Annotated in this window: 1 protein-coding gene; it reads left to right on the forward strand. The window is 68.9% G+C overall.

Going from position 1 to position 24,562, the window contains the following annotated elements; genetic code table 11:
- Positions 1-669: 669 nt before the first annotated feature.
- Positions 670-24,562, forward strand: a 23,893-nt coding sequence (locus tag FBZ89_RS24640; protein ID WP_145753044.1) for an S-layer family protein, incomplete at its 3' end; no start/stop codon positions are given.

Here is a 24,562-nt window from a genome sequence, read left to right on the forward strand (position 1 = left end):
GCCCTACTCTTTTGGGCAGGTCGGCTCCGGCACGGTTCTGCCACCAACGGTTCCGCCGTATGTAAAAGGAAGAGGCCGGACCCATCTTCCGGCGGGCTGAATCGCGAGCCCTTTCAGAGCGCGGGAGGCGGGCCCGGATCGGCCAGCCGGGCGTTTGCAAGGTGCTGGAAATCCTAGATGCGGGGCCGGTTTAAGGACAGCTTTGCGGGCGGCGCATAGCGAGAGATCCGCGTGGCCGGCGCACCCCCTTTCCTGTTTCCAAACTGGTGTGCCGGCTGTCGGGGCACAGGACAGGAAACGCATGCTCAGGCATTCCGAATAAATCACTCCAGTCATTTGTGGAGATTACGTCAGAATATCTTGCCGTTATCTGCTGCACATATATGGCCAAACTGTGCATTTTTCAAAAGCAATTGAAGAATGATGGTGTTTTATGACGCCAATGCAAAGACCATAACCATGCTGTATTTTCCCACATTTTCCGTTTATGTGCCGTACATAACCTTCACCGATATGCCTGACGATTATGTCTCTACTATCTTGATGCAAATTTTCACCGAGGGGGTTACTCGGGTACTCAGAGGTGCTGGGACCGTTGTCCCCCGCGCGCGTTCCGGCGCGTGGGGGTGGCGCCGGCGAAGGTCGGGTTGCTGGTTAAGGGGAATGGGCATGGGCAAGATGATGCTGGACGCGCGCAAGGACCTGAAAAGGACGGGCCAGGCGTCGCGCACGCTGCTGCTGGCGGGCACATCCCTTCTGGCCATGGGCACCGCCCTGACGTCCAGCCGGGCGGTGGCCGCCGACCCTCCCCCCGTCACCGGCGGTACGACCGGGTACGTGATGGGCGGTGGCGCCAACAACCTGGTCATCGCCAACACCGGCACCATCAGCGAAAACACCGTCGGCGGCGGCCCCGCCCTGAAATACATCGCCGGCGGGCACGACCTGCTGCTCAACCAGGGCATCATCACCGGCCCCACCCGCGCCCTGTACCTGGACGGCACGGGGGGCACCGGCTACGTCACCCTGACCACCCTGGTGAACAGCGGCACCATCGTGTCCAGCGGCGGCAACGCCATTGAAATCGCCGCCGGCAACACCCTGGTCTCCATCGTCAACAGCGGCCTGATCTCCGGCAATCTGCTGCTGGACGGCGACAGCGCCGTCATGATCTTCGGCGGCGCGGGCGGCGCCATCGGCAGCTTCACCGGTGTCTCCGGCAGCCAGGGCACCATCACCAGCACGCTGGCCAACCTGACCCTGGGCGGCGGCAGCCTGCTGCTGAACGACGCCATCACCGTCGGCGCCAGCGGCACGCTGGTGAACAGCGGTGCCTCCGTCACCCTGGCCAGCATCGTCAGCGTCACCGGCAACTATGGCCAGTCCGATGGCACCTTGGCGCTGGGCGCCGGGGCGGAGCTGGTGGTCAGCGGCGACGCCAATGTGACGGGCGGCACCGTCAATGCCACGTTGTCCGGCATCACCAGCGGCAATACCTATCTGGTGGGGCAGACGCTGGCCACCCTGGTCGCCGCCAACAGCGGCACCTACACCGGGCTGGCCACCAGCTTCGCGGGCGGAATCGGCGGTCTTTCCATCGGCGCCGGCACTGCGGGCGGCAATCTGGTCGCCCAGGCCACCAACGATTACGTCGGCGGCACGGCCGGCAGCCTGACGCTGACCGGCACGGTGCACACCGGCGGCACCAACGCCTACGTCGCCGGCAGCGCCAGTATCGGCACGCTGGTCAACGCCGGCAGCTTGTCCGGCGGCGAGGTCGGGCTCCATGTCCAATCCGGCGCCCATATCGGCACCTTGGTCAACACCGGGCTGATCGACGTCTCGGCCGGCGGCGGTTTCACACAGCTTGGCATCCGCGTGGACGGGGGTTCCGTCGCCACCCTGTCGAACACCGGCACCATCATCGGTCAGTTCGGCATCCTCAGTCAGGCTGTGGTCGGGCTTATGTCCAACAGCGGCGTGATCACGGTCACCGGTGCCGGCGGCGGCCTCGTCAGCGCCAATCCCACCAGCATCGTCGAGAACAGCGGCACCATCATCGTCGCGAACTCCGGCACCGCCATCCGCGGCCCTGTCGCCATCAACACGCTGATCAACAGTGGCCTCATCACCGTGGGTTCCTCCTCCGGCATCGGCATGCGGTTGAGTGCGCGGCAGAACACCGTCATCAACAGCGGCACCGTTGCCGCCCCCCGCGCCCTGGTGATGACCAACGGTGGCGGCATCAGCTACTTCGTCAATTCCGGTCTTGTCGCCGGTGACGTGATCAATGGCGACAATTTCTCCGTCTACGAGGACCTGTCCATCGTGGGCGGCACGGGCGGGACGGTCGGCACCTTCACCGGCTTTGCCGCCAACAGCCAGGGCACTATCACCAGCACCTTCAGCAACCTGGTCTTCGCCGGCGGCGACCTGCTGCTGAACGACAGCATCAACGCCATCGGCCACACCGTGGTGAACAGCGGCGCCTCCCTGACCCTGGTCAGCATCGTCAGTGTCACCGGCGATTTCAGCCAGAGCGCCGGCGCCCTGAATCTGGGCGCCAACGGATTGGTGGTCAGCGGAACGGCCAGTATCGGCGGCGGGGTGGTCGCGGCCTCCCTCGCCAGCCTGACCGTGGGCGGCAACTATGTGGCGGGCGACGCCCTGGCCACCCTGGTCGCCGCCGGCAGCGGCACCTACGGCGGCATGGCCTTCGCCGTCAGCAGCGGCGTCAGCCCCCTAGTGATCGTGCAGGGGACGGACGCGGGCAACCTGCTGGCCCTGGCGGGCAACGACTACATCGGCGGCACGCTGGCCAGCGTGGTCAACACCGGCACCATCGACAACCTGTACGTGGCCGCGACGGGCAGCCTGGGCAGCTTCCGCAACGAGGCCACCGGCCTCCTGGCCAACGGCGCCACCAACCTGGGCAGCATCGGCACCCTGGACAACGCCGGCACCCTGGCCAACGGCGTCACCAACCTGGGCGCCATCGGCACGCTGGACAACGCCGGCCTGGTCCTGGTCAGCGGCAGCAGCGGCTTCAACGCCAACGGCACCATCGGCACGCTCAGCAACAGCGGCACCATCAGCAACGGCGGCGGCTTTGGCCTGGGCATGCTGGTGCGGGGCACGGTCGGCCTGCTGCAGAACCAGGTGGGCGGCAGCATCGGCGGCCCCTTCGCCATCCTGGTCGTCGGCCCCAGTTCCAACAACGGCACGGCCGCCACGGTTGGCACGCTCAGCAACGCCGGCACCATTGCTGGCGGCTATCTGGCGATCGAGACCGACGGCACCGTCGGCCTGCTGCAAAACCGGACCGGGGGCACCATCACCGGCGGGAACAGCGGCGTCATCAAGGTCTACGGCGGCATCAACACCCTCACGAACGGTGGCCTCATCCAGGGCGCCTACACCGGCGTCATCGTCGACAACGCCCAGTTCATCAACGGCACCATCGGCTTGCTGCAAAACCTGGCCGACGGCAGCATTGTCGTGTCCAGCGGCACCAACCTGTTCAATGGTGCTGCCATCATCAACCACAGCCGCATCGACACCCTGTTGAACAGTGGCTACATCGGCGCCGTCGTCAGCGGCATCCTCAGCGATGGCACCATTGGCACCCTGGCCAACCAGGTGGGCGGCACCATAGCCGTGTCGGGTGCCTTCGGGGTGACCTGGGCGGGCGTCCAGGCCGGCGGCAGCATCGGCACCCTGAGCAACGCCGGCCTGATCACCATCGGCGCCTACGCGGGCAGCCACACCGGCGTGGGCGTCAACGCCACCGGCACCCTCGGCCAGTTGAGCAACAGCGGCACCATACTGGGGCCGAACGGCATCTTCGTGCGGTCGGGCACCGTCGATACCCTGACCAACCAGGCGGGCGGCACCATAGCCGCCACCCACAGGGGCATCACCAACGTCGGCATCATCGGCCGGCTGGACACCCAGACCCTCAGCACCATCAGCGGCGGCACCACCGGCGTCTTCAACGCCCTGGGCGGCAGTATCGGCACCCTGGCCAACGCCGGCGTGATCGCCGGTGGCGCAGCCAACGATGGGCTGGCGAACCAGGGCCAGATCGACCTGCTGGACAACAGCGGCACCATCACCGGCTCGATCGGCATCCACAACCTGGGCCAGAATTCCTCCGCCCTCAGCACCATCGGCACCCTGATCAACAGCGGCCTGATCCGGGGCACCATCGGCATCTATGAGCAATTCGGCGGCGGCACGCTGGTCAGCAACAGCGGCACCATCCTGGGCGCCAATTATGGCATCGTGGCGAACGCAAGCACGTTGGGCACCATCGCCAACAGCGGCCTCATCACCGCCACCGGGCGCGGCATCCAGGTCAGCGGCCAGGCCACCATCGGCACCCTGGAGAACCAGGCCCTCGGCACCATCACCGCTGGCGCCACCGCCATCCTCAACACGGTGGGCGGCAGCATCGGCACCCTGGCCAACGCGGGCCTGATCGCCGGTGGCGCATCCAGCGACGGGCTGCGGAACAAGGGCCAGATCGACCTGCTGGACAACAGCGGCACCATCACCGGCTCGATCGGCATTCACAACCAGAGCCAGAACTTCCCCACCCTTGGCACCATCGGTACCCTGGTCAACAGCGGCCTGATCCGGGGCACCATCGGTATCTATGAGGAGTTCGGCGGCGGCACGCTGATCAGCAACAGCGGCACCATCCTGGGCGGCGTCTATGGCATCGGGGCGTATTGGGGTACGCTGGGCACCATCGCCAACGGCGGCACCCTGGCCTTCGCCGGCGCCGGCACGCCTGTGGCCGGCGTCTACGGCGCCTACAGCACCATCGGCCTGATCACCAACAGCGGCACCATCACCGGCTGGGCGGCCGGCATCCGTGCCGACCAAGCGGGCGCCACCATCGGCACCGTGATCAACAGCGGCGTCATCGCCACCACCCGGGACGGCATCCAGGCCAACGGCGGGGCCACCATCGGCGCCCTGCTGAACAGCGGCGCCATCACCGCCCCCACCGCCATCCAGCTGACCGGCGACGCGCGCATCGGCACCCTGGTCAACAGCGGACTGATCGCCGGCACCGTCCAGAACGGCAACCCCTCCTTTGGCGACACCATCGCCGGCGACCTGACCATCGCGGGCGGCACCGGCGGCACGGTGGGCACCTTCACCGGCCAGACCCTGGCCAACAAGGGCCTGATCGACAACCGGCTGAGCAACCTGACCGTCACCGGCGGCAGCCTGTTGCTGAACGACGACATCAACGCCGGTAGCCACCTGGTCAGCAACCAGGCGGCCACCATCGCGCTGAACAGCATCATCACCGTCACCGGCGACTACAGCCAGTCGGCGGCGGGCACCCTGGTGCTGAACGGCGGCGGGCTGACGGTCAGTGGCGGCGCCACTGTGGCCGGCGTGATCCAGGCCACCGCCGGGGGGAGCGCCACCGCCAACTATCTGGTGGGGGACACCGTTGCCACCCTGCTGGCGGCCGGCACCCTCAGCGACACCGCCGACCTGACGCTGAACGCCGCCGCGCTGGGTAGCCATTTGGCCGTGACCAGCGGCACCGCCACCAACGCCCTGCTGGCGCTGGCCACCAGCGATTACATCGGCGCTGGCTACGGCACCATCACGGTGGGCAGCGGCACCCTGCTGTCCGGGCCCACGGCCCTGTACATCGCCAGCAGCGGCAGCTTGGGCGCCCTGGCCAACAGCGGCACCATCGCCGGCGCCATCACCAACCTCAGCGCCAACGACCTGACCATCCTGGGCGGTACCGGTGCCGCGACCGGCACCCTGACGGGCGGCAGCCTGACCAACCAGGGCACCATCACCAGCACGCTGGCCAACGTTGTGCTGGCGGGTGGCCGCCTGCTGTTGAACGATACGGTCAATGTCGGCACGGGCACCCTGATCAACAGCGGGGCCAACCTGACGCTGGCCACCCTGGTCAGCGTCGGCGGCGCCTACAGCCAGGCGACCGGCGTCCTGTCCGTGGGCGGCAGCGGCACGCTGGCGGTCAGCGGGGCGGCTAGCATCACCGGCGGCGACTTGGTGGCGACGCGCGCGCTGTCCGCCACCGGCAACTACCTGGCCGGCACCATCCTGGACACCCTGGTGACGGGCGGCGCCGGGTCCCGCTATGACGGCGTCACGGTCACGAACTACAGCGCGGCGATCGGGGGCGTCGGCGGCATCGTCGTCGGCGATAACCTGCTGCTGGGCGCCACCGGCAACTATATCGGCGGCACCTACGGCAGCCTGGCCAACACCGGCACCCTGACGGGCACCTTCGGTGTGCTGGTGGGCAGCCTCGGCACCCTGGACACCTTCAGCAACAGCGGGCTGATGTCCCTCACGGGCAGCACCCGCATCGGCGTCTATGATCGTAGCGGCACCATCGGCGTGGTGGATAACAGCGGCACCGTCGTCGCCAGGAACGGCGTCCAGGTCGACACGGGCGGAACCGTGGGCACCATCGCCAACAGCGGCACCATCACCGCCGCCGCCTCAGGTATCGAGCTGTATAACGCCCAGGCTGGGCTGATCACCAACACCGGCACCATCGGCGGCACCGCCGTGTTCGCGACGGGTATCAATCTGCTGCAAGGCGCCAGGGCCGAAACCATCGCCAACGCCGGGCTGATCACCGAGACGGGCTATGGCGGTAACGGCATCGTCAACTATGCCGGCAGCACCATCGGCGCCGTGCTCAACAGCGGCACCATCGTCGCTGGCGGGATGGGGGTGTTGAACTATGCCAGCATCGCCAGCATCGGCACGCTGATCAACAGCGGCGTGATCAGCGGCGGCACGGGCGCCATCATGAACACTGACGCCGGCACCATCGGCGTGTTGATCAACACCGGCACCCTGTTGAACTCCAGCAACAGCGGCTACGCGCTGGCCAACCACAACGGGGCCGTCATCGGCACCCTGATCAACGCCGGCGTCATCGCGGGCACGGTGACGGGCGCCCTCTACGCCAGCGACACCATCGGCACGGATTTCACCATCCAGGGCGGCGACAACGGCACGGTGGGCACCTTCACCAGTGGGAACATGCTGGCCAAGGGCATGATCTCCAACACGATGGGTAACGTCACCTTCACCTCCGGCGCCCTGCTGCTGCACGACGACATTTACGTCCCCAACTATTCCGTCACCAACATCGCCGCCGCCCTGACCCTGGACACGCCAGTCACCATCACCGGCGCCTACAACCAGTTGGGCGGCACCCTGGCCATGGGCACGGCCGGCGGGCTGTCGGTCACGGGCGCCGCCGGGCTGGCGGGCCAGTACCAGGCCACCCTGACCGGCGACGCGGCCGCCAACTATATGGTGGGCGACACGGCCGGCACCCTGGTGCAGGCTGACGGCGGCGTGACCTACAGCGGCAGCCTGACGGGCGCCACCGCGCTGGACGGGCACCTGCAGTTGCGCGACGGCACCACGTCCAACCAGCTGCTGGCCTTGGCCACCACCGATTACATCGGCGCCGGCTATGGCACCATCACGGTGGGCAGCGGCACCCTGCTGTCCGGGCCCACGGCCCTGTACATCGCCAGCACTGGCAGCTTGGGCGCCCTGGCCAACAGCGGCACCATCGCCGGCGCCATCACCAACGACAGCGCCAACGACCTGACCATCCTGGGCGGTACCGGTGCCGCGACCGGCACCCTGACGGGCGGCAGCCTGACCAACCAGGGCACCATCACCAACACGCTGGCCAACGTCGTGCTGGCGGGCGGCAGCCTGTTGTTGAACGATACCGTCAATGTCGGCACGGGCACCCTGGCCAACACCGGGGCCGCCGTGTCGCTGACCACCGTGGTCAACGTCACCGGCAACTACAGCCAGGCGACCGGCACGCTGGCCCTGGCCACAGGGGCGGAACTGGTAGTCAGCGGTGCCGCCACCATCAGCGGCGGCACCGTCGCGGCCGCCGCCCTCTCCGACACCGGCAACTATCTCGTCGGCAGCATCTACGGCACCCTGGTGGCCGGCGGCGCCGGGTCCAGCTATACCGGCGCCACGGTGATCGGCAGCAACATCCCCGGCATGGGCAGCACGGTGGCCGGCAACAACCTGGCGCTGTTCGCCACCGGCAACTACATCGGCGCCAGCTATGGCAGCTTGTCCAACAGCGGTACGCTGGCGGGTGCCGTGGCCCTGCAGGTCGGGGGCACCGGCAGCCTCGGCACTTTCAGCAACAGCGGATTGGTCACGGGCGCCTATCGCCCCATCCTGAACTACAACACCCTGGGCCTGCTGGAGAATCAGGCCGGCGGCACCATCACCGTGACCGCCGCCGGCACCCTGCACCAGGACACGGCGGCCATCTACAATGGCCAGTTGGCCTCCATCGGCGCCATCACCAACGCCGGCGTGATCGCCGTCGCCAACGCCCCCGGTGATTTGAGCGTCTACGGCATTTACGCCATCGTCAACAATGGCGGCACCGTCGGCCAGATCACCAACACCGGCACCATAACCGGCCGTGCCGGTATCTTCAGCGCCAACAGCGGCTCGAACGTCATCGGCACTATTGACAATCGGGGGTTGATCAGCGGTCGCAGCGACATCAGCCTGCAGTTCACGCGTGCCACCCTGGTGACGAACAGCGGCACCCTCACCGGCGTGGGTAATGCCAGTGTCAGCCTGTTGACGGGCTACTTCGCCACCATCGGCACTGTCGTCAACAACGGCCTGATGGCGGCAGACCATGGCGGCGGCGGCATCAGCAACAGCTACGGCAGCATCGGCACGGTGCTGAACCAGGGTACGATCCGCGTCAGTGGCAGCGGCACGGCCATCTCCAGCTATAACGCGATGATCGGTACCGTCGTCAACTCCGGGGCCATCCTGACCGGTGGCCAAGCCATCGCCATAGTGGGGCAATACGGCGCCGTTCTAGGCACCCTGGTCAACACCGGCACCATCAGCGCCCGCACAGCCCTCCGCTTTTATGGCAATTCCAGCCTGGGCGGCATCGTTAACAGCGGCCTGATCCAGGGCACCATCATGAACGGGGACGCCACCGGCGCATGGACCGGGCAGGTGGACACCGTCGTTAGCAACCTCACCCTGCGGGGCGGCACCGGCACCACGGTGGGCACCTTCGCCGGCCTGACCGGCAAGGGCCTGATCGACAACAGGACGGGCGACCTGACCTTCGCCAGCGGCAACCTGCTGTTGAACGACGACATCCTGGCCACGGGTCACAGCGCCATCAACAGCGCCGCCGCCCTCACTCTGGGTAGCGCCATCACCGTCACCGGCACCTATGTGCAGGGGGGCGGCGCGCTGGTGATCGGCAACGCCAACACCCTGCAGGCCGACAGCGCCACGGTGACCGGCGGCCAGGTGGGCCTGGACGGCCTGGGCAATTATGTCGTCGGCCAGGCGCAGACGGTGATCAGCGCCACCAGCGGCGCCTACAGCGGCGCCACCCTGAACGGCACCATCGGCACGGGCAGCGCCATCGTCCTGGGCACCCTGGTCCAGAGCGGCGGCGCGCTGCTGGCGCAGTTCAGCAGCGACTACGTCGGCGGCAGCCTGGTCACCCTGACCAACAGCGGCACCATCACCAGCGCCTTTCCCGGTATCGCCGTCGCCACGACTGGCAGCGTCGGCACCCTGACCAACGCCGGCGCGGTCATCGGGACCCAGCAGGCCGTGGTCCTCAGCGGCATCGTCGATACCCTGGTCAACACCGGCACCGTCAGCGCCGTCACCGCCATCGGGCTGTCCGGTACCGTGGGCAGCGTACTCAACACCGGCGTCGTCCGGGGTGCTGTCGCCCTGTTTGGCGACAGCACCACACGCTTCACCAATACCGGCACCATCACCGGCGCCTACAATTCCCTCGTCGGCATTTCCTACGCCGGCCTGATGGCGGCCTCCAGCATCGGCACGCTGGTCAACAGCGGCACCATCAACGCCCAGTACGCCCTGCTGATGGCGGGCGCCCAGGGCAGTAACAGCATCGGCACGCTGATCAACAGCGGCGTCATCGCCGGCAACCTCGTCAACGGCAACACCGGCGTCCTGGGTTTCCTGCCCAGCGACACCGTCGCCGGCGACCTGACCATCCAGGGCGGCGGCAACGGGGCCGTCGGCACGTTCACCGGCCAGGCCGCCAAGGGCCTGATCCAGAACAAGCTGAGCAACCTGGTGTTCAGCGGCGGCAGCCTACTGCTGAATGACGATGTCGATGTCACCGGCCATACCGCCCTCAACAGCGGTGCCAGTCTGACCCTGACCAGCACCATCGATGTCACCGGCACCTACGTCCAGGGCAGCGCCGGCACGCTGGTGGTGGGGAAGGGCGGCCAGATGGCCGTCGATGGCCGGGCCACCATCGCGGGCCAGCTGCGCGCGGGCGTGGCCACCGACAATTTCCTGCCGGGCCAGCAGGCCACCCTGGTGACCGGCAGCGTGGGGTCGGACTACAGCGCCGCGACCATCGCCAGCAACCTGGCGCACCTGACGTTGACCAACACCATCGCGAACAGCGCCGTGGTGGTGACGGCGCAGAACTACTACATCGGCGGCAGCCTGGGCGCCGACATCACCAACACCGGCACCGTCACCGCCGCCACCGCCGTCTACATCGCCGGCGGCGCCACGGCCGTGGGCACCCTGGTCAACAGCGGCGTGATCGCCGGCGACGTCATCGACGACCGCGCCGGCGCCAGCCTGATGCTGGCCGGCGGCGCCAGCATCGGCACCTTCACCGGCGGCACCATCACCCACACCCAGGGCGACATCCACATCACCCAGGGCACCATCCGGCTGAACGATTCCGTGAACGCCGGCACCGGTACGCTATCCATCGACAGCCCCGCCCTGGTGACGCTGGGCGGCGCCGTGGCCGTGACTGGCACCCTGCGCATGGCCGGCGGCCTGTTGATCGGCACCAACCCCAACCTGCTGACGGCCGACAGCGCCACGCTGACCGGCCGGGTGCTGACGGACGCCCGGGGCAACTACCTGGCGGGTGACACCTCCACCCTGATCCAGGCCGCCACCGCGGACTACAGCGCCGCCACGCTGGCCAGCCTCACCGGCTTCAGCGGCAGCGTGGCGCAGCAGGGCGGCGCCCTGGTCGTCCATTACCTGAACGACTATGTCGGCGCCGGCCTGGCCAGCCTGGACAACACCGGCACCCTAGGCGGTAGTGGCTATGGCGTGTATGTGGCCAGCACCGGCAGCATCGGCACGCTCAGCAACAGCGGTGCGCTGGGCGGCTTGGCGGCCGGCGTGGCCAACGCCGGCGGCACCATCGGCACCCTGGTCAACACCGGCACCATCAATGCCGCCTACGCCTTGGGCCTGGGCGGCGGCGGTACCATCGGCACCCTGGTCAACAGCGGCGTGATCGCTGGCACCCTGGTCAACGGTGACAACAACCTGGTCGGGTTGGGCGTCGACACGGTGGCCGCCAACCTGTCCATCCAGGGCGGCGCCGGCACCCTGGTCGGCACCTTCACCGGCCAGAACCTGACCGGCAAGGGCAGCATCCTCAACCGCCTGAGCGACCTGGCGTTCACCGGTGGCAAGCTATGGCTGAACGACGACATCAACGTCGGCGGTCACACGGTCAGCAACCTGGGCGCCGACGTCACGCTGACCAACGCCGTCACCATCACCGGCGCCTACACCCAGGCGGCGGGCGGCATCCTGCGCGTGGGCGGCGGGGCCCACCTCACCGTCACCGGCGCGGGGACCGTTGGCGGCACCGTGTTCGCGGGCCTGGCCACCGACACCGCCACCCTGGGCCAGGTCGAGACCCTGATCGCCGGCGGCAGCGGCAGCGACTTCGGCGCGGCCCAGGTCACCGGCGTCACCGGTATGGCGGTGTTCGGCGGCGTCAGCAGCAACGCCTTCGGCGACACCGCCCTGGTGGGCTTCCATACCAACTATTACATCGGCGGCAGCCTCGGCACGCTGTCCAACAGCGGCAACATCGGCGCCGGGACCATCGTCTACATCGCCGGCACCGGCACGCTGGGCCTGCTGTCCAACAGCGGCACCATCGCCGGCAACATCGTCAACCGCAGCGCCCGCGCCCTGTCCATCAGCGGCGGCACCGGCGGCGCCGTGGGCAGCTTCACCGGCGGCACCATCACCAACACGGCGAGCGACCTGGCGCTGGTCGGCGGCGACCTGTCGATGGCGGACGCCATCGATGTGACCGGCCACACCCTGGTCAACAGCGGCGCCAACGTCACGCTGGGCGGCACCATCGCCGTCAGCGGCGACTACAGCCAGACCGCCGGTTCCCTGGTGATACAGCCGGCCAGCGGCGAACTGAACGTCAGCGGCAACGCCAGTCTGACGGGCGGCACCGTGGCCATGGCGGGCTTCAGTGTCACCGGCAACTATTTCGCCGGCACCCTGGGCACCCTGGTGCATGCCGGCGGTACGCTGACCGGCGGGGCGGCCGTCACCGCCGCCGGCGTGGGCAACCTGAACATCGCCAGCAGCATCATCGGCGGTGACCTGCTGGCCCTGATCGGCAACGACTATATCGGCGGCACCCTGGGCAGCCTGGCCAACATCGATACCATCAGCAGCCAGACGGCGCTGTATGTCGCCACGACGGGCAGCATCGGCAGCCTGGCCAACAACGGCACGCTGACCGGCCAGTACGCGGGCCTCAGCAACGACGGCACGATCGGCACCTTGGTGAACGCCGCCACCATCAACCAGCGCGGCGGCACCTTCAGCAACGCCATCGGCGCCTCGGTCGGGCTGCGCAACACCGGCGTCATCGGCGGCCTCAGCAACAGCGGGATGATCAGCGCGGCCAACACCGGCCTGTACAACATCGCCAGCATCGGCACGCTGGCCAACAGCGGCATCCTCACCGCCGGCAACTTCGCCTTCCGCAACAGCAGCAGCCAGGGCGTCGGCGGCACCATCGACACGCTGGTCAATGCCGGGCTGGTCAGTGGCCGGGTGGGCGCGGTCGTCGTCAATGCGGGCATCATCGGCCTGCTGGACAACAGCGGCACCGTTTCGGCCGTCATTTCCGCCGTTGGCGTCAACGGCGGCACCATCGGCACCCTGCGCAACAGCGGCACGATCACCGGTGACGTGGGGGCTGTGGCTGTCAGCAACCTCGGCAGCATCGCCACCATCCTGAACAGTGGCCTGATCAGCAGCACCGGCAACGCCCTCACCATCCGCAACAATGCCACCCTGGGCCTGCTGATCAACAGCGGTGTCATTGCCGGCAGCATCCGGAACAGCAGCGCGAACACCCTCAGCATCCAGGGCGGCGATACCCTGGCCGGCACCTTCACCGGCCTCAATGGCGATCGGGGCCAGATCGTCAACACGGCCAGCGACGTGGTGTTCTCGGCCGGCACCCTGCTGCTGAACGACGACATCACCGCCACCGGCCATGCCGTGCGGAACACCGGCGCCACCATCACCTTGGCCGCCGCCACCAGCATCTCGGGCGATTACGGCCAGAGCGGCGGCATCCTGGCGCTGAACGCCACGAGCACCCTGGGCGCCAGCGGCACCATCAGCATCGGCGGCGGTGCCGTGCAGGTGAACAACCTCTCGGCCATGGCCAACTACCTGCACCCCACCCTGGGCGTGCTGATGACGGGTGCCGCCGCGTCCGACTACAGCGGCGCGCAGTACCTCAGCGGCGTCGATGGCTTGGCCGTGGGGGGCGTGGCGGCCAATGGCACCCTGACCGGCCTGGTGCTGAACGACTATATCGGCACCACCTATGCGACGCTGGGCAACAGCGGCACCGTCCAGGTCGCGGGCGGCATGGCCCAGTTGTACGTGGCGGCGTCGGGCAGCCTGGGCGGCTACACCAACACCGGCAGCCTGTCCGGCGGCGGCAGCGACTTGCTGCATGTCGCCGGCACCATCGGCACGGTCAGCAACAGCGGCGTGCTCACCGCCGCCAGCCAGGCGCTGCATGTGGCCGGCGGCACCGTCGGCGTCCTCTCCAACATCGGAACGCTGGCCGGCAACGCCTGGGGCCTGTCCAACCAGGGCGGTATCGGCAGCCTGTCCAACACCGGCTGGATCGGCGGGCTGGCCGACAGCGGCAGCATCGGCACCCTGGACAACGCCGGTTCCATTACCGAGGTGGACGTCAGCGGCCAGGTGCAGTCCCTGCTGAACAGCGGCCGCATCGGCGGCAACGCCAACGGCATCTATCTGGCGCAGGGCGGCACCATCGCCAACCTGTCCATCACCGCCGCCGGCGTTTTGGCCGGCACCCAGCTGGGCATCCAGAGTGAAGAGCGGATCGGCACCCTGGTGAACGCCGGCCTGATCCAGGGCGTCGACGCCGGCATCAACAACCGCCGGGGCACCAGTACCATCGACCTGCTGAACAACCAGGGCACCATATGGGCCACCGGCAGCAGCGGCATCGCCATCAACAACCAGGGCACCATCGGCACACTGGTGAACAGCGGTGCCATCACGGCCGCGTTCCCCTTGGGCACCGGTATCGGCGGCGGCGGTATCGGCCTGGTGACCGTCACCGGCAGCGGCCGGGTCACCGGCGCGCGCGGCATCGTGGCGGAGTCTATGAACACGCTGGCGAACAGCGGCACCATCGTCGGCTACACGATCGGCGTGCTGGCCGATGGCGTGCTGGATACGCTGCTGAACGACGGCACCATCGCGGGGGGCACCTTCGGCGGCACGCTCATCGGCGGCCAGGGCGTCGTGTTCAACAACGACTTCACCCTGCTGCGCAACACCGGCACCATCACCGGCGGCTACGTGGGCGTGGGCGCCTTCGGGACCCACGGCACCGTCGACAACCAGGGCAGCATCGTCAGCGCCCATGCGGCCATAAGCGTCAACGGCCTGGACGTACTGACCAACAGCGGGTTGATCAGCGGCGGCAGCGGGGCCGTTTCCAGCAATAATGGCGTCGCCAGCCTGGTCAACAGCGGCACCATCGCCGGCGGTACCGTGGCCCTGTCCGGCGCCTTCGGGGGCATAGATAATTCGGGCCTGATCCAGGGCCCGGTGGCGGCCCAGTTCACGGGCGCGGTCACCGGCTTCGGCAACAGCGGCGTCGTGGCGGGCGACATCGTCGCCACCATTGGCGACCTCAGCATCACTGGCGGCAGCGGCACCCATGTCGGCACCTTCACCGGCTATGCCGCCAACACCATGGGCACCATCACCGTCACCGGCGGCAACCTGGTGCTGGCGGGCGGCAATCTGCTGCTGAACGACCAGGTGGCCGGCAGCGTCGTCAACGGCGCCGCCGCCGTGGCCATCGGGTCGGCGGTGACCGTCACCGGCGCCTACACCCAGGCGGCCGGCGGCGCGTTGCAGGTCAACAGCGCCAATCCACTGCTGGTCACCGGCCAGGCCACCGTCGCCGGCGGCGTGGTGGTGGGGCAGGGTGCCGCCAACTTCACCGTCAGCCAGGCCACCACCCTGGTCAGCGCCGCGGCGGGCTCGAACTACAGCGCCGCCACGGTCGGCGGGCTGGCGGGCATGAATGTGGCCGGCACGGTGGACGGCAACGGCCGCCTGATCGCCACCTTCCAGAACGACTACATCGGCGCCAGCCTGCCGACTCTGACCAATACCGGCAGCATCAGCGCCAACACGGCCGTTTATGTGGCGGGCACGGGCAGCCTGGGCACCCTGGTCAACAGCGGGCGCCTGTCCGGCACCCTGGCCGCCGTCTCCATCGCCGTCGGCGGCGTGCTGGACGTGCTGGACAATGAACAGACGGTGGACGGCAACGTCATCAACGCCGGCAGCCATGTGCTGACCATCGTCGGCAACAGCAGCCAGGCCAGCGCCTTCCAGAACGGCACCATCCGCAGCCGGGCCGCCGACATGGTCCTGGCCGCCGGCCGCCTGTCCCTGGGCGATGTCGTCGACGTGGGCGCCCAGACGCTGCGCAACACCGGCGCCACCATCCTGTCCAACGCGCCGCTGAACGTGCTGGGCAACTACCGCCAGACGGCGGGTGAGCTGGACGTCGTCGCCACCAGTGGCGCGGCGCGGGCCAGCGGCAACATCGACCTGGCGGGCGGCCAGGTGACGGTCTACGCCGGCAACGCCAACATCCTGGCGGGCGACGTCAGCACCATCGCCCAGGCGGGTGGCACCCTGGGCGTGAGCGGCGCCACCATCCAGGGGTGGAATCTGTCCATCACCAGCGCCGTCAGCGGCGGCAACCTGCTGGTGACGGCGCATACCGACTACCTCGGCGCCTCGACCACCAGTGTGGTCAGCAGTGCCGCCATCGACGGCACCGCCGTCGCGGCCTATGTGGCCACATCCGCCACCATCGGCACCGTCACCAACCAAGGCACCTTGTCCGCCCGGTCCAACACGGCGGTGCAGTTGAACGGCACCATCGGCACCCTGGTCAACACCGGCCTGATCGCCGGCCAGGACGGCGCGCTGTCCATCACCGGCCGGCTGGACACCCTGGCCAACGCCGGCGTCATCGCGGGCGACATCACCAACGCCACCAGCCACGCGCTGGTCATCGCCGGCGGCGGCACCGGAACCGTCGGCACCGTTGCCGGCTATGCCGGCGGCATGCGCGGCACCATCAACAACACGCTGGGCAGCCTGACCTTCGCCGCCGGCAATTTGCTGGTGAACGACGATATCAACGCCGCCGGCCAGACGGTGACCAACAGCGGCGGCACCCTGACGCTGGGCAACGGCGCCATCACCGGCGCCTTCGTCCAGACGGGCGGCACCCTGTCCATCATGAGCCTGGCGGTCAGCGACGCCGTCAGCCTGACCGGCGGCGTGCTGGTGGCCCAGGGCGTTACCGCCACCGGCAACTACCTGGCCAGCACGCTAGGCACCCTGGTCGCGGCCGGCGCCGCCTCCAGCTACGCCGGCGTCACGCTGGCGTCCGACCTGACCGGCCTGAACGTCGTCGGCCAGACCGTGGGCAACGACCTGCTGGTGGTCGCCAACAACGACTATATCGGCGGCACGCTGGCGACCCTGACCAACAGCGGCAGCCTCAGCGCCGTCACCGCAGTCTACATCGCCGGCACCGGCAGCCTGGGCACCCTGGTCAACAGCGGCACGCTCAGCGGCGGCATCACCAACGCCTCGGCCCACGCGCTGGCCATCGCCGGCAACACCGCCGGTGGTCTGGGCCTGCTGACCGGCGGCACCATCCGCAATACCCAATCCGACCTGACCTTCACGGAAGGCGCGCTGCGGCTGGAGGACGCCATCGACGTCACCGGCCATACGGTGGTGAACAGCGGGGCCAACCTGGTCATCGGCGGCACCGTCGCCGTGGCCGGCAACTTCAGCCAGACCGGTGGCAGCCTGCTGCTGGACCTCTACGGCAGCCGGCTGGCCGTGTCCGGCAGCGTGGCCCTGACCGGCGGCGACCTGACCATCACCGGCGCCAGCAACCTAGCCAACTACACCGTGGGCTCCGCCCTCTCCACCCTGGTTTCCGGCGGTGCTGGCGCCAACTACACCGGCCTGTCCATCACCACCGACCTCACCGGCTTCAACATCGGCAGCAGCATCGCCGGCAATGCCCTGGTCGCCGTGGCCTTCAGCGACTATATCGGCGGCACGCTGGGCACCTTGAACAACACCGGCACCATCACCGGTGTCATGACCGGCCTGTATGTCGCCGGCACCGGCAGCCTGGGCACCTTCACCAACACCGGCGCCATCGCCGCCAGCGGCCGCGCCGTGGCCATCAGCCCTTACGGCACGGCCGGCCGGGTGGACACCCTGGTCAACCGGGGCGACATCACCGGCCGAACCGCCGTCTTCGTCGGCATAGGCGGCCGGGTGGGCACCCTGGCCAACAGCGGCACCCTGGCCGGAACCGGCTATGCCGCCGTCAACAACTTCGCCGGATCCATCGGCCTGGTCCAGAACAGCGGCACCATCGCGTCCTCCTACCCCTATTCGGCCCTGGCCAACAACTGGGGGGCCGTGATCGGCACCGTGTCCAACACCGGCGTGCTGCAAGGCCTGTACAACGGCGGCACCATCGGCCTGGTCAGCATCGGCACCGCCGGCATCATGCACGGCTGGTTCACGGGCCTGGTCGATGCCGGCACGCTGGCGGCTGTAATCAACGACGGCCAGATCTCCGGTCCCACCGGCGTGCGGGTTGGTGGCAGCAACGGCAACGCCGGCGGCGGCAGCATGGGCACGCTGACCAACGCCGGGACCATCAGCGGCACCTCGCGCGGCATCGACAATATGGTCAGCGGCGCGCTCAGCCCCACCATCGCCTGGTTGGACAATACTGGCCTGATCACCAGCGCCAACGGCGCCGCGATCTTCAACGAAGGCTCGGCCGGCGCGTTGGGTACCCTCGGCACCCTGGCCAACAGTGGTACCATCCAGGGCGTCGTCGGCCTCGCCAACGACGGCACGCTGGGCGCCCTGCTGAACAGCGGCACCCTGGCCGGCAGTGCCGCGGCCCTGACCATCGGTGCGCTGGGCACCCTGGGCTATTTCCAGAATGATGGCCTGGTGGCGGGTGACATCGTCAACCTGGCCGCCCGGGACCTGACCATCAACAACGCCGGATCCACAGGTACGTTCGGTGGCGGCACCTTCACCGGCTACGGCGCCAGCATCCAGGGCACCATTCGCAACACCGGCGGCAACGTCGTGTTCGCGTCCGGCGTCCTGACGCTGAACGACGCCATCGACGTGGGCAGCCACACGGTGGTCAACAGCGGCATCGCCCTGACCCTGGCCGGCAGCATCAGCATCACCGGCGACTATGCCGAGGCCGGCGGCACCGTCACCATGGCCCCGGGCAACCAGCTGGCCGTCAGCGGCGTGGCCAGCATCAACGGCGCCGTCTTCTCCCTGACCGGCCAGACGGCCACCGGCAACTATCTGGCCGGCACGTTGGGCACGGTGGTGGCCGGGGGCGCGGGTTCCGACTACAGCGGCACCTCGCTCACCGCCGGCTACCAGGGCGTGGCCGCCATCTCCACCGGCGGCAACCTGATGGCCGTGGCCACCAGCGACTACATCGGCGGCAGCCTGGCGTCGGCCGGCAACAGCGACACCATTGTCAGCAGCCTGGCCTCCAGCTTCCTGACGGTGGCCGGCACCGGTACCCTGGGCAGCTTCACCAACAGCGGCAGGTTGACGGGCGGCGTCTTCCAGGTGGATGTGGCGGGTGTCATCGGCACCTTCGTCAACACCGGCAGCCTCAGCGGCAACAGCCTGGCCGTCCATATCGACACCATCGGCAGCGTCGGCACCCTGTCCAACAGCGGCGTGATCGGCACCGCCGGCAACCAGGTGGGCATCGCCGGCACCCTGGGCCTGCTGTCCAACAGCGGCGCCATGGGCGGCGTGTCCGTGGGCGGCACGGGTACGCTGGGCACCGTGGACAATAGTGGCCGCCTCTCTAGCGTGCTGGTCGCCCTGGGCGGCCACCTGGACAGCCTGGTCAACACCGGCTGGATGGGCAGCCTGGGCGCCGGCGGCCTGGTCGCCCTCATCAGCAACGGCGGCACCATCAGCGGCGGCCCCACCGGGATCAACCTGACCCAGGCCAGCATCGGCAGCCTGTCCAACACTGGCACCATCAGCGCCGGTGTCGCCGTGGCCGTTGACGGCAGCAGCACCATCGGCATCCTGGACAATGCCGGCTCCATCACCGAGGTGGACGTCAGCGGCCGGGTGCTGTCCCTGCTGAACAGCGGGTCCATAGGCGGCAATGCCAACGGCATCTACCTGGCGCAAGGCGGCACCATCGACAGCCTGTCGATTGGCGCCGGCGGCGTGCTGGCCGGCACCCAGCTGGGCCTCCAGAGTGAGGAGCGGATCGGCGCCCTGACCAACGACGGCCTGGTCCAGGGGGCCAGCACGGGCATCAACAACCGCCGCACCAACAGCACCATCGACCTGCTGAACAACCGCGGCACCATCTGGGCCACGGGCAGCACCGGCTTCGCCATCGACAACGCCGGCACGATCGGCACCCTGCTGAACAGCGGCGTGATCCGTGCCGAGGCACCCATGGGCACCGGCGTCGGCGGCAACGGCCGCATCGGCCTGTTGTCCATCACCGGCAGCGGCCAGGTCATCGGCGCCCGTGGCGTTGATGCCGGAACCGTGGGCACGCTGGCGAATAGCGGCCTCATCGACGGCGGCACCATCGGCGTCCACGTCAATGGCGGTGTGGACACGTTGGTGAACGCGGGCACCATCCAGGGCGGCACGCTCACCGCCGGCATGACCGCCGGCCAGGGCGTCGTCTATGACAACGCCATCGGCCTGCTGCGCAACAGCGGCACCATCAGCGGCGGCTATGCCGGCGTCAGCGCCGGCGGCACGACCGGTACGATCCTCAACAGCGGCAGCATTCTCAGCCGCTTTGGGGCCGTCAGCATCAATGGCCTGGACCTGCTGAACAACAGCGGCCTTCTCAGCGGCGGCAGCGCCGTCTTCAGCAACAGCGGCATCGGCAGCCTGGTCAACACCGGCACCGTGGTGGGCGGCACCGTCGCCCTATCCGGCGCCTTTGGCGTCATCGACAACGCCGGTCTGATCCAGGGCCCGGTCGCGGCGCGGTTCAGCAACCAGGTCGCCGGCTTCACCAACAGCGGCATCGTGGCCGGCGACATCGTCGCCACCATCGGCGACCTCAGCATCACCGGCGGCAGCGGCACGAATGTCGGCACCTTCACCGGCTATGCCGCCAACACGCAGGGCACCATCACCGTCACCGGCGGCAACCTGGTGTTCGCCGGCGGCGGCCTCTGGCTGAACGACCAGGTGGCGGGCAGCGTGGTCAACGCCGGGTCCGACCTGATCCTGACCAGCATCGTCAGCATCAGCGGCGCCTACAGCCAGGCCAGCGGCACGCTGGACCTCAGCCGGGGCGCGGGGCAGCTGGTGGTGGCCGACGCGGCCAGCATTACCGGCGGCACCGTCGTGGCCAGCGTCAGCGCCGGCGCCACCTACCTGGCCGGCACGCTGGGCACCCTGGTGGCCGGCGGGGCCGGTTCCACCTACACCGGCGCCACCATCGTCACCGCCGTCACCGGCCTGGCGTCCAGCGGCCTCACCGCCGGCGGCGACCTGCTGCTGATGGTCGATAACGACTATATCGGCGGCACCCTGGCCACGCTGACCAACAGCGGCGCCATCGCCGCCGCCACCGCGCTCTATATCGCCACCAGCGGCAATCTGGGCACGCTGGTCAACAGCGGCACCCTGACCGGCAACATCCGCAACCTGACGGCCCATGACCTGGTGGTGGTGGGTGGCCCAGGGGGCGGGGCGGTGGGCACCCTGGCCGGCGGCACCATCGTCAACAGCCTGTCGGGCGTGTCCTTCATCGCCGGCGATCTGCTGCTGGCCGACGCCATCAATGTCGGCGGCAACACGGTGGTGAACAGCGGGGCCAACCTGACCATCGGCGGCACCGTGGCGGTCACCGGCAACTACAGCCAGACCGGCGGCCGCCTGATCCTGTCGCTGGGCGGCAGCCAGCTGGCGGTCAGCGGCAGTGCCGCCCTGACCGGTGGCGTGGTCACCATCACCGGCGCCAGCGGCCTGGCCAACTACACCGTGGGCTCCGCCCTGGCCACCCTGGTGTCCGGTGGCGCCGGGTCCAGTTACACCCTGTCCATCACCAACGACCTGACCGGATTTGACATCGGCAGCACGGTGGCGGGCAACGCCCTGCTGGCCGTGGCCCATAGCGATTACATCGGCGGCAGCCTGGGCAGTCTGGTCAACACCGGCACGGTCAGCGCCGCGACCGCCTTGCGCATCGCCAGCACCGGCTCGCTGGGCAGCTTCGCCAACAGCGGCGTGTTGCTGGGCGGCGTCGACGCCGTTTCCAACCTCGGCACCCTGGGCACGCTGTACAATGCGAACCTGATCACCGGCACCACCGCCGGTGTGGCGAACAGCGGCGTGCTGGGCCTCCTGCTCAATGCCGCCACGGGCACCGTGGCGGGCGGCATAGCCAACCAAGGCGTCCTTGGCCGGCTGGCCAACGCCGGTCTCGTCACCGGTGCCACGGCCATCGCCAACAGCGGGGCCGGCACCATCGCCACCGTCGCCAATACCGGCCTGATCCAGGGTGGCCAGGTGGGGTTGCTGAACGCTGCCACCATCGGTCTGCTCGATAACAGCGGCACGCTGTCCGGCATCACGGCCCTGCGCGTTGCTGCCGGCGGCAGCGTCGGCAGCATCATCAATAGCGGCCTGATCCAGGGCGACATCGTCAACCTGGCGGCCGGCGGCCTGACCATCAGCGGTGGCAACGGCACCCAGGTGGGCACCCTGGCCGGCGGCACCATCACCGGCACCGGCACCGACGTGGCCTTCAATGCCGGAACGCTGCTGCTGGCCGACGCCGTCAACGTCGCCGGCCACACCCTGGTCAACAGCGGCGCCGCCCTGGTGCTCAACAGCGTTGTGTCCGTCACCGGCAACTACAGCCAGACGGGCGGCGTGCTGGGCCTGACCGCGGGCAGCGGCGGCCTGGCAGTCAGTGGTGCCGCCACGCTGTCGGGCGGCGTCGTGGCAGCCGCCTATGACGCGGGCGTCAACTACTTCGGCGGGTCCATCGCCACCCTGGTGTCGGCGGCGGGCGGCCTGAGCGTCTCGGCCTCCATCACCAACACCGTGACGGGCCTGGCCATGGTGACGCGGCTGTCGGGCACCGACCTGACGGCCAGCATCGCCAACGACTACATCGGCGGTACGTTGGACAGCCTGACCAACACCGCCGCCCTGGGCGGGCCCACCGCCTTCTACGTGGCGGCGGCGGGCAGCATCGGCACCCTGGTCAACAACGGCACGCTTGCGGGCACCCTCAACGGTCTCGCCGTGGCCGGGGGCCATATCGACCAGATCAGCAACACCAGCCTGATCCGCGGCTCCTCCACCGCCGGCGTACAGGTGGCGGCGGGTGGCCGCCTCGACACGCTCAGCAACAGCGGTATCATCGCTTCCGACCTGGGGGTGGGGGCGCTGGTGCGGGGCACCCTGGGCAGCCTGACCAACGGCGGTCAGATGACCGGTGGCGCGGCCGCGGTGGAGGTCGGCAGCGGCGGCACCGTGGGTACGGTCAGCAACATGGCTGGCGGCACGTTGGCCGCTGGCACCGCCGCCGTCCTGGTGGCGCTGGGCGGCACCCTGGGCGGTTTCAGCAACGCCGGTGTGCTGACCGGCGCCCGTCTGGCCGACATCGCCGGCCGGGTTGCGCTGATTGGCAACAGCGGCACCTTGACCGGTGGCGCCTCCACCGCCTTCCGTGTCAGCGGCACGCTGGGCACCTTGGCCAACAGCGGTATGATCACCGCCGCCCATGGTGTGGTCAGCATCACCAGCAGCGGCGTGCTGGGCCTGCTGGCCAACAGCGGCACCATCATCGGTGACATCACCAACGCCGGCGCCCAGGATCTCACCATCACCGGTGGCGGCACCGTGGCGGGCACCTTCACCGGCGGAACCCTGACCAACCTGGCCAGCAACGTGGTGCTGGCGGGGGGCGGCCTGGCCTTCAACGACACCGTCAACGTGACCGGCCACACCCTGGTCAACAGCGGCGCCAACGTCCTGTTGTCCAGCACCTTGACGATCACCGGCGCCTACAGCCAGACCGGCGGCACCCTGGCCCTGGCGGGCAACCATTTGGTGGTCAGCGGTGTCGCCAGCCTCAGCGGCGGCACGGTCAGCACCAGCATCGCGGCGGCGACCAACGTCAACTATCTGCGGGGTGACATCCTGGGCACCCTGGTGATCGGCGGCGCCGGATCCAGCTACACCGGTGTCTTCACCCAGGTGAACGTGACGGGCCTGGGGGCGGCCGCCAGCGCCGTGACCATCGGCGCCGCCACCGACCTGGTGGCCACCGTTTCCAACAACTACATCGGCGGCACCCTGTCCACGCTGAGCAACGCCGGTACCATCGTTGCCGTCACCGCCCTCTATGTCGGCAGCGGCGGCAGCGTCGGCAGTGTCAGCAACAGCGGCGCGCTGTCGGGCAGCGTGGCGGGCGTGGTCAACAACGGCACCGTGGGGACGCTGACCAACAGCGGTACCGTCACCGGTTCCATCGCCGGCATCGCCAACGCCGGTTCCGTGGGCAGCTTCAGCAACGACGGCTCGGTCGGCGGCTCCATCGCCGGTGTCAGCAACAGCGGCACCATCGGTACCCTGGGCAATACCGGCACCGTCACCGGCACCGTCACCGGCCTGGGCAACCAGGCGGGCGCCAGCATCGGCACGCTCAGCAACAGCGGCACCGTCGCCGGCCAGATGGCGCTGAACAACGCCGGCACCATCGAGGTGGTCGTCAACAATGGCGCCCTGATCGATGCCGGCGCGCCCACGGCCGCCGGCCTCTACAACACCGGCGCCATCGCCACGGTGCTGAACGGCGGCACCATCCTGGGCGCCACCTACGGCGTCTACAATGCCGGCACCATCGGGACCTTGGCCAACAGCGGCCTAATCACGGCGCCGACGGCCCTGTACATCGACACCGGCGCCAGCCTGGGCGTGCTGGTCAACAGCGGTACTGTCACCGGCAACA

The sequence above is a fragment of the Nitrospirillum amazonense genome (genome assembly GCF_007828045.1).
GTDB lineage: Bacteria > Pseudomonadota > Alphaproteobacteria > Azospirillales > Azospirillaceae > Nitrospirillum > Nitrospirillum amazonense_C.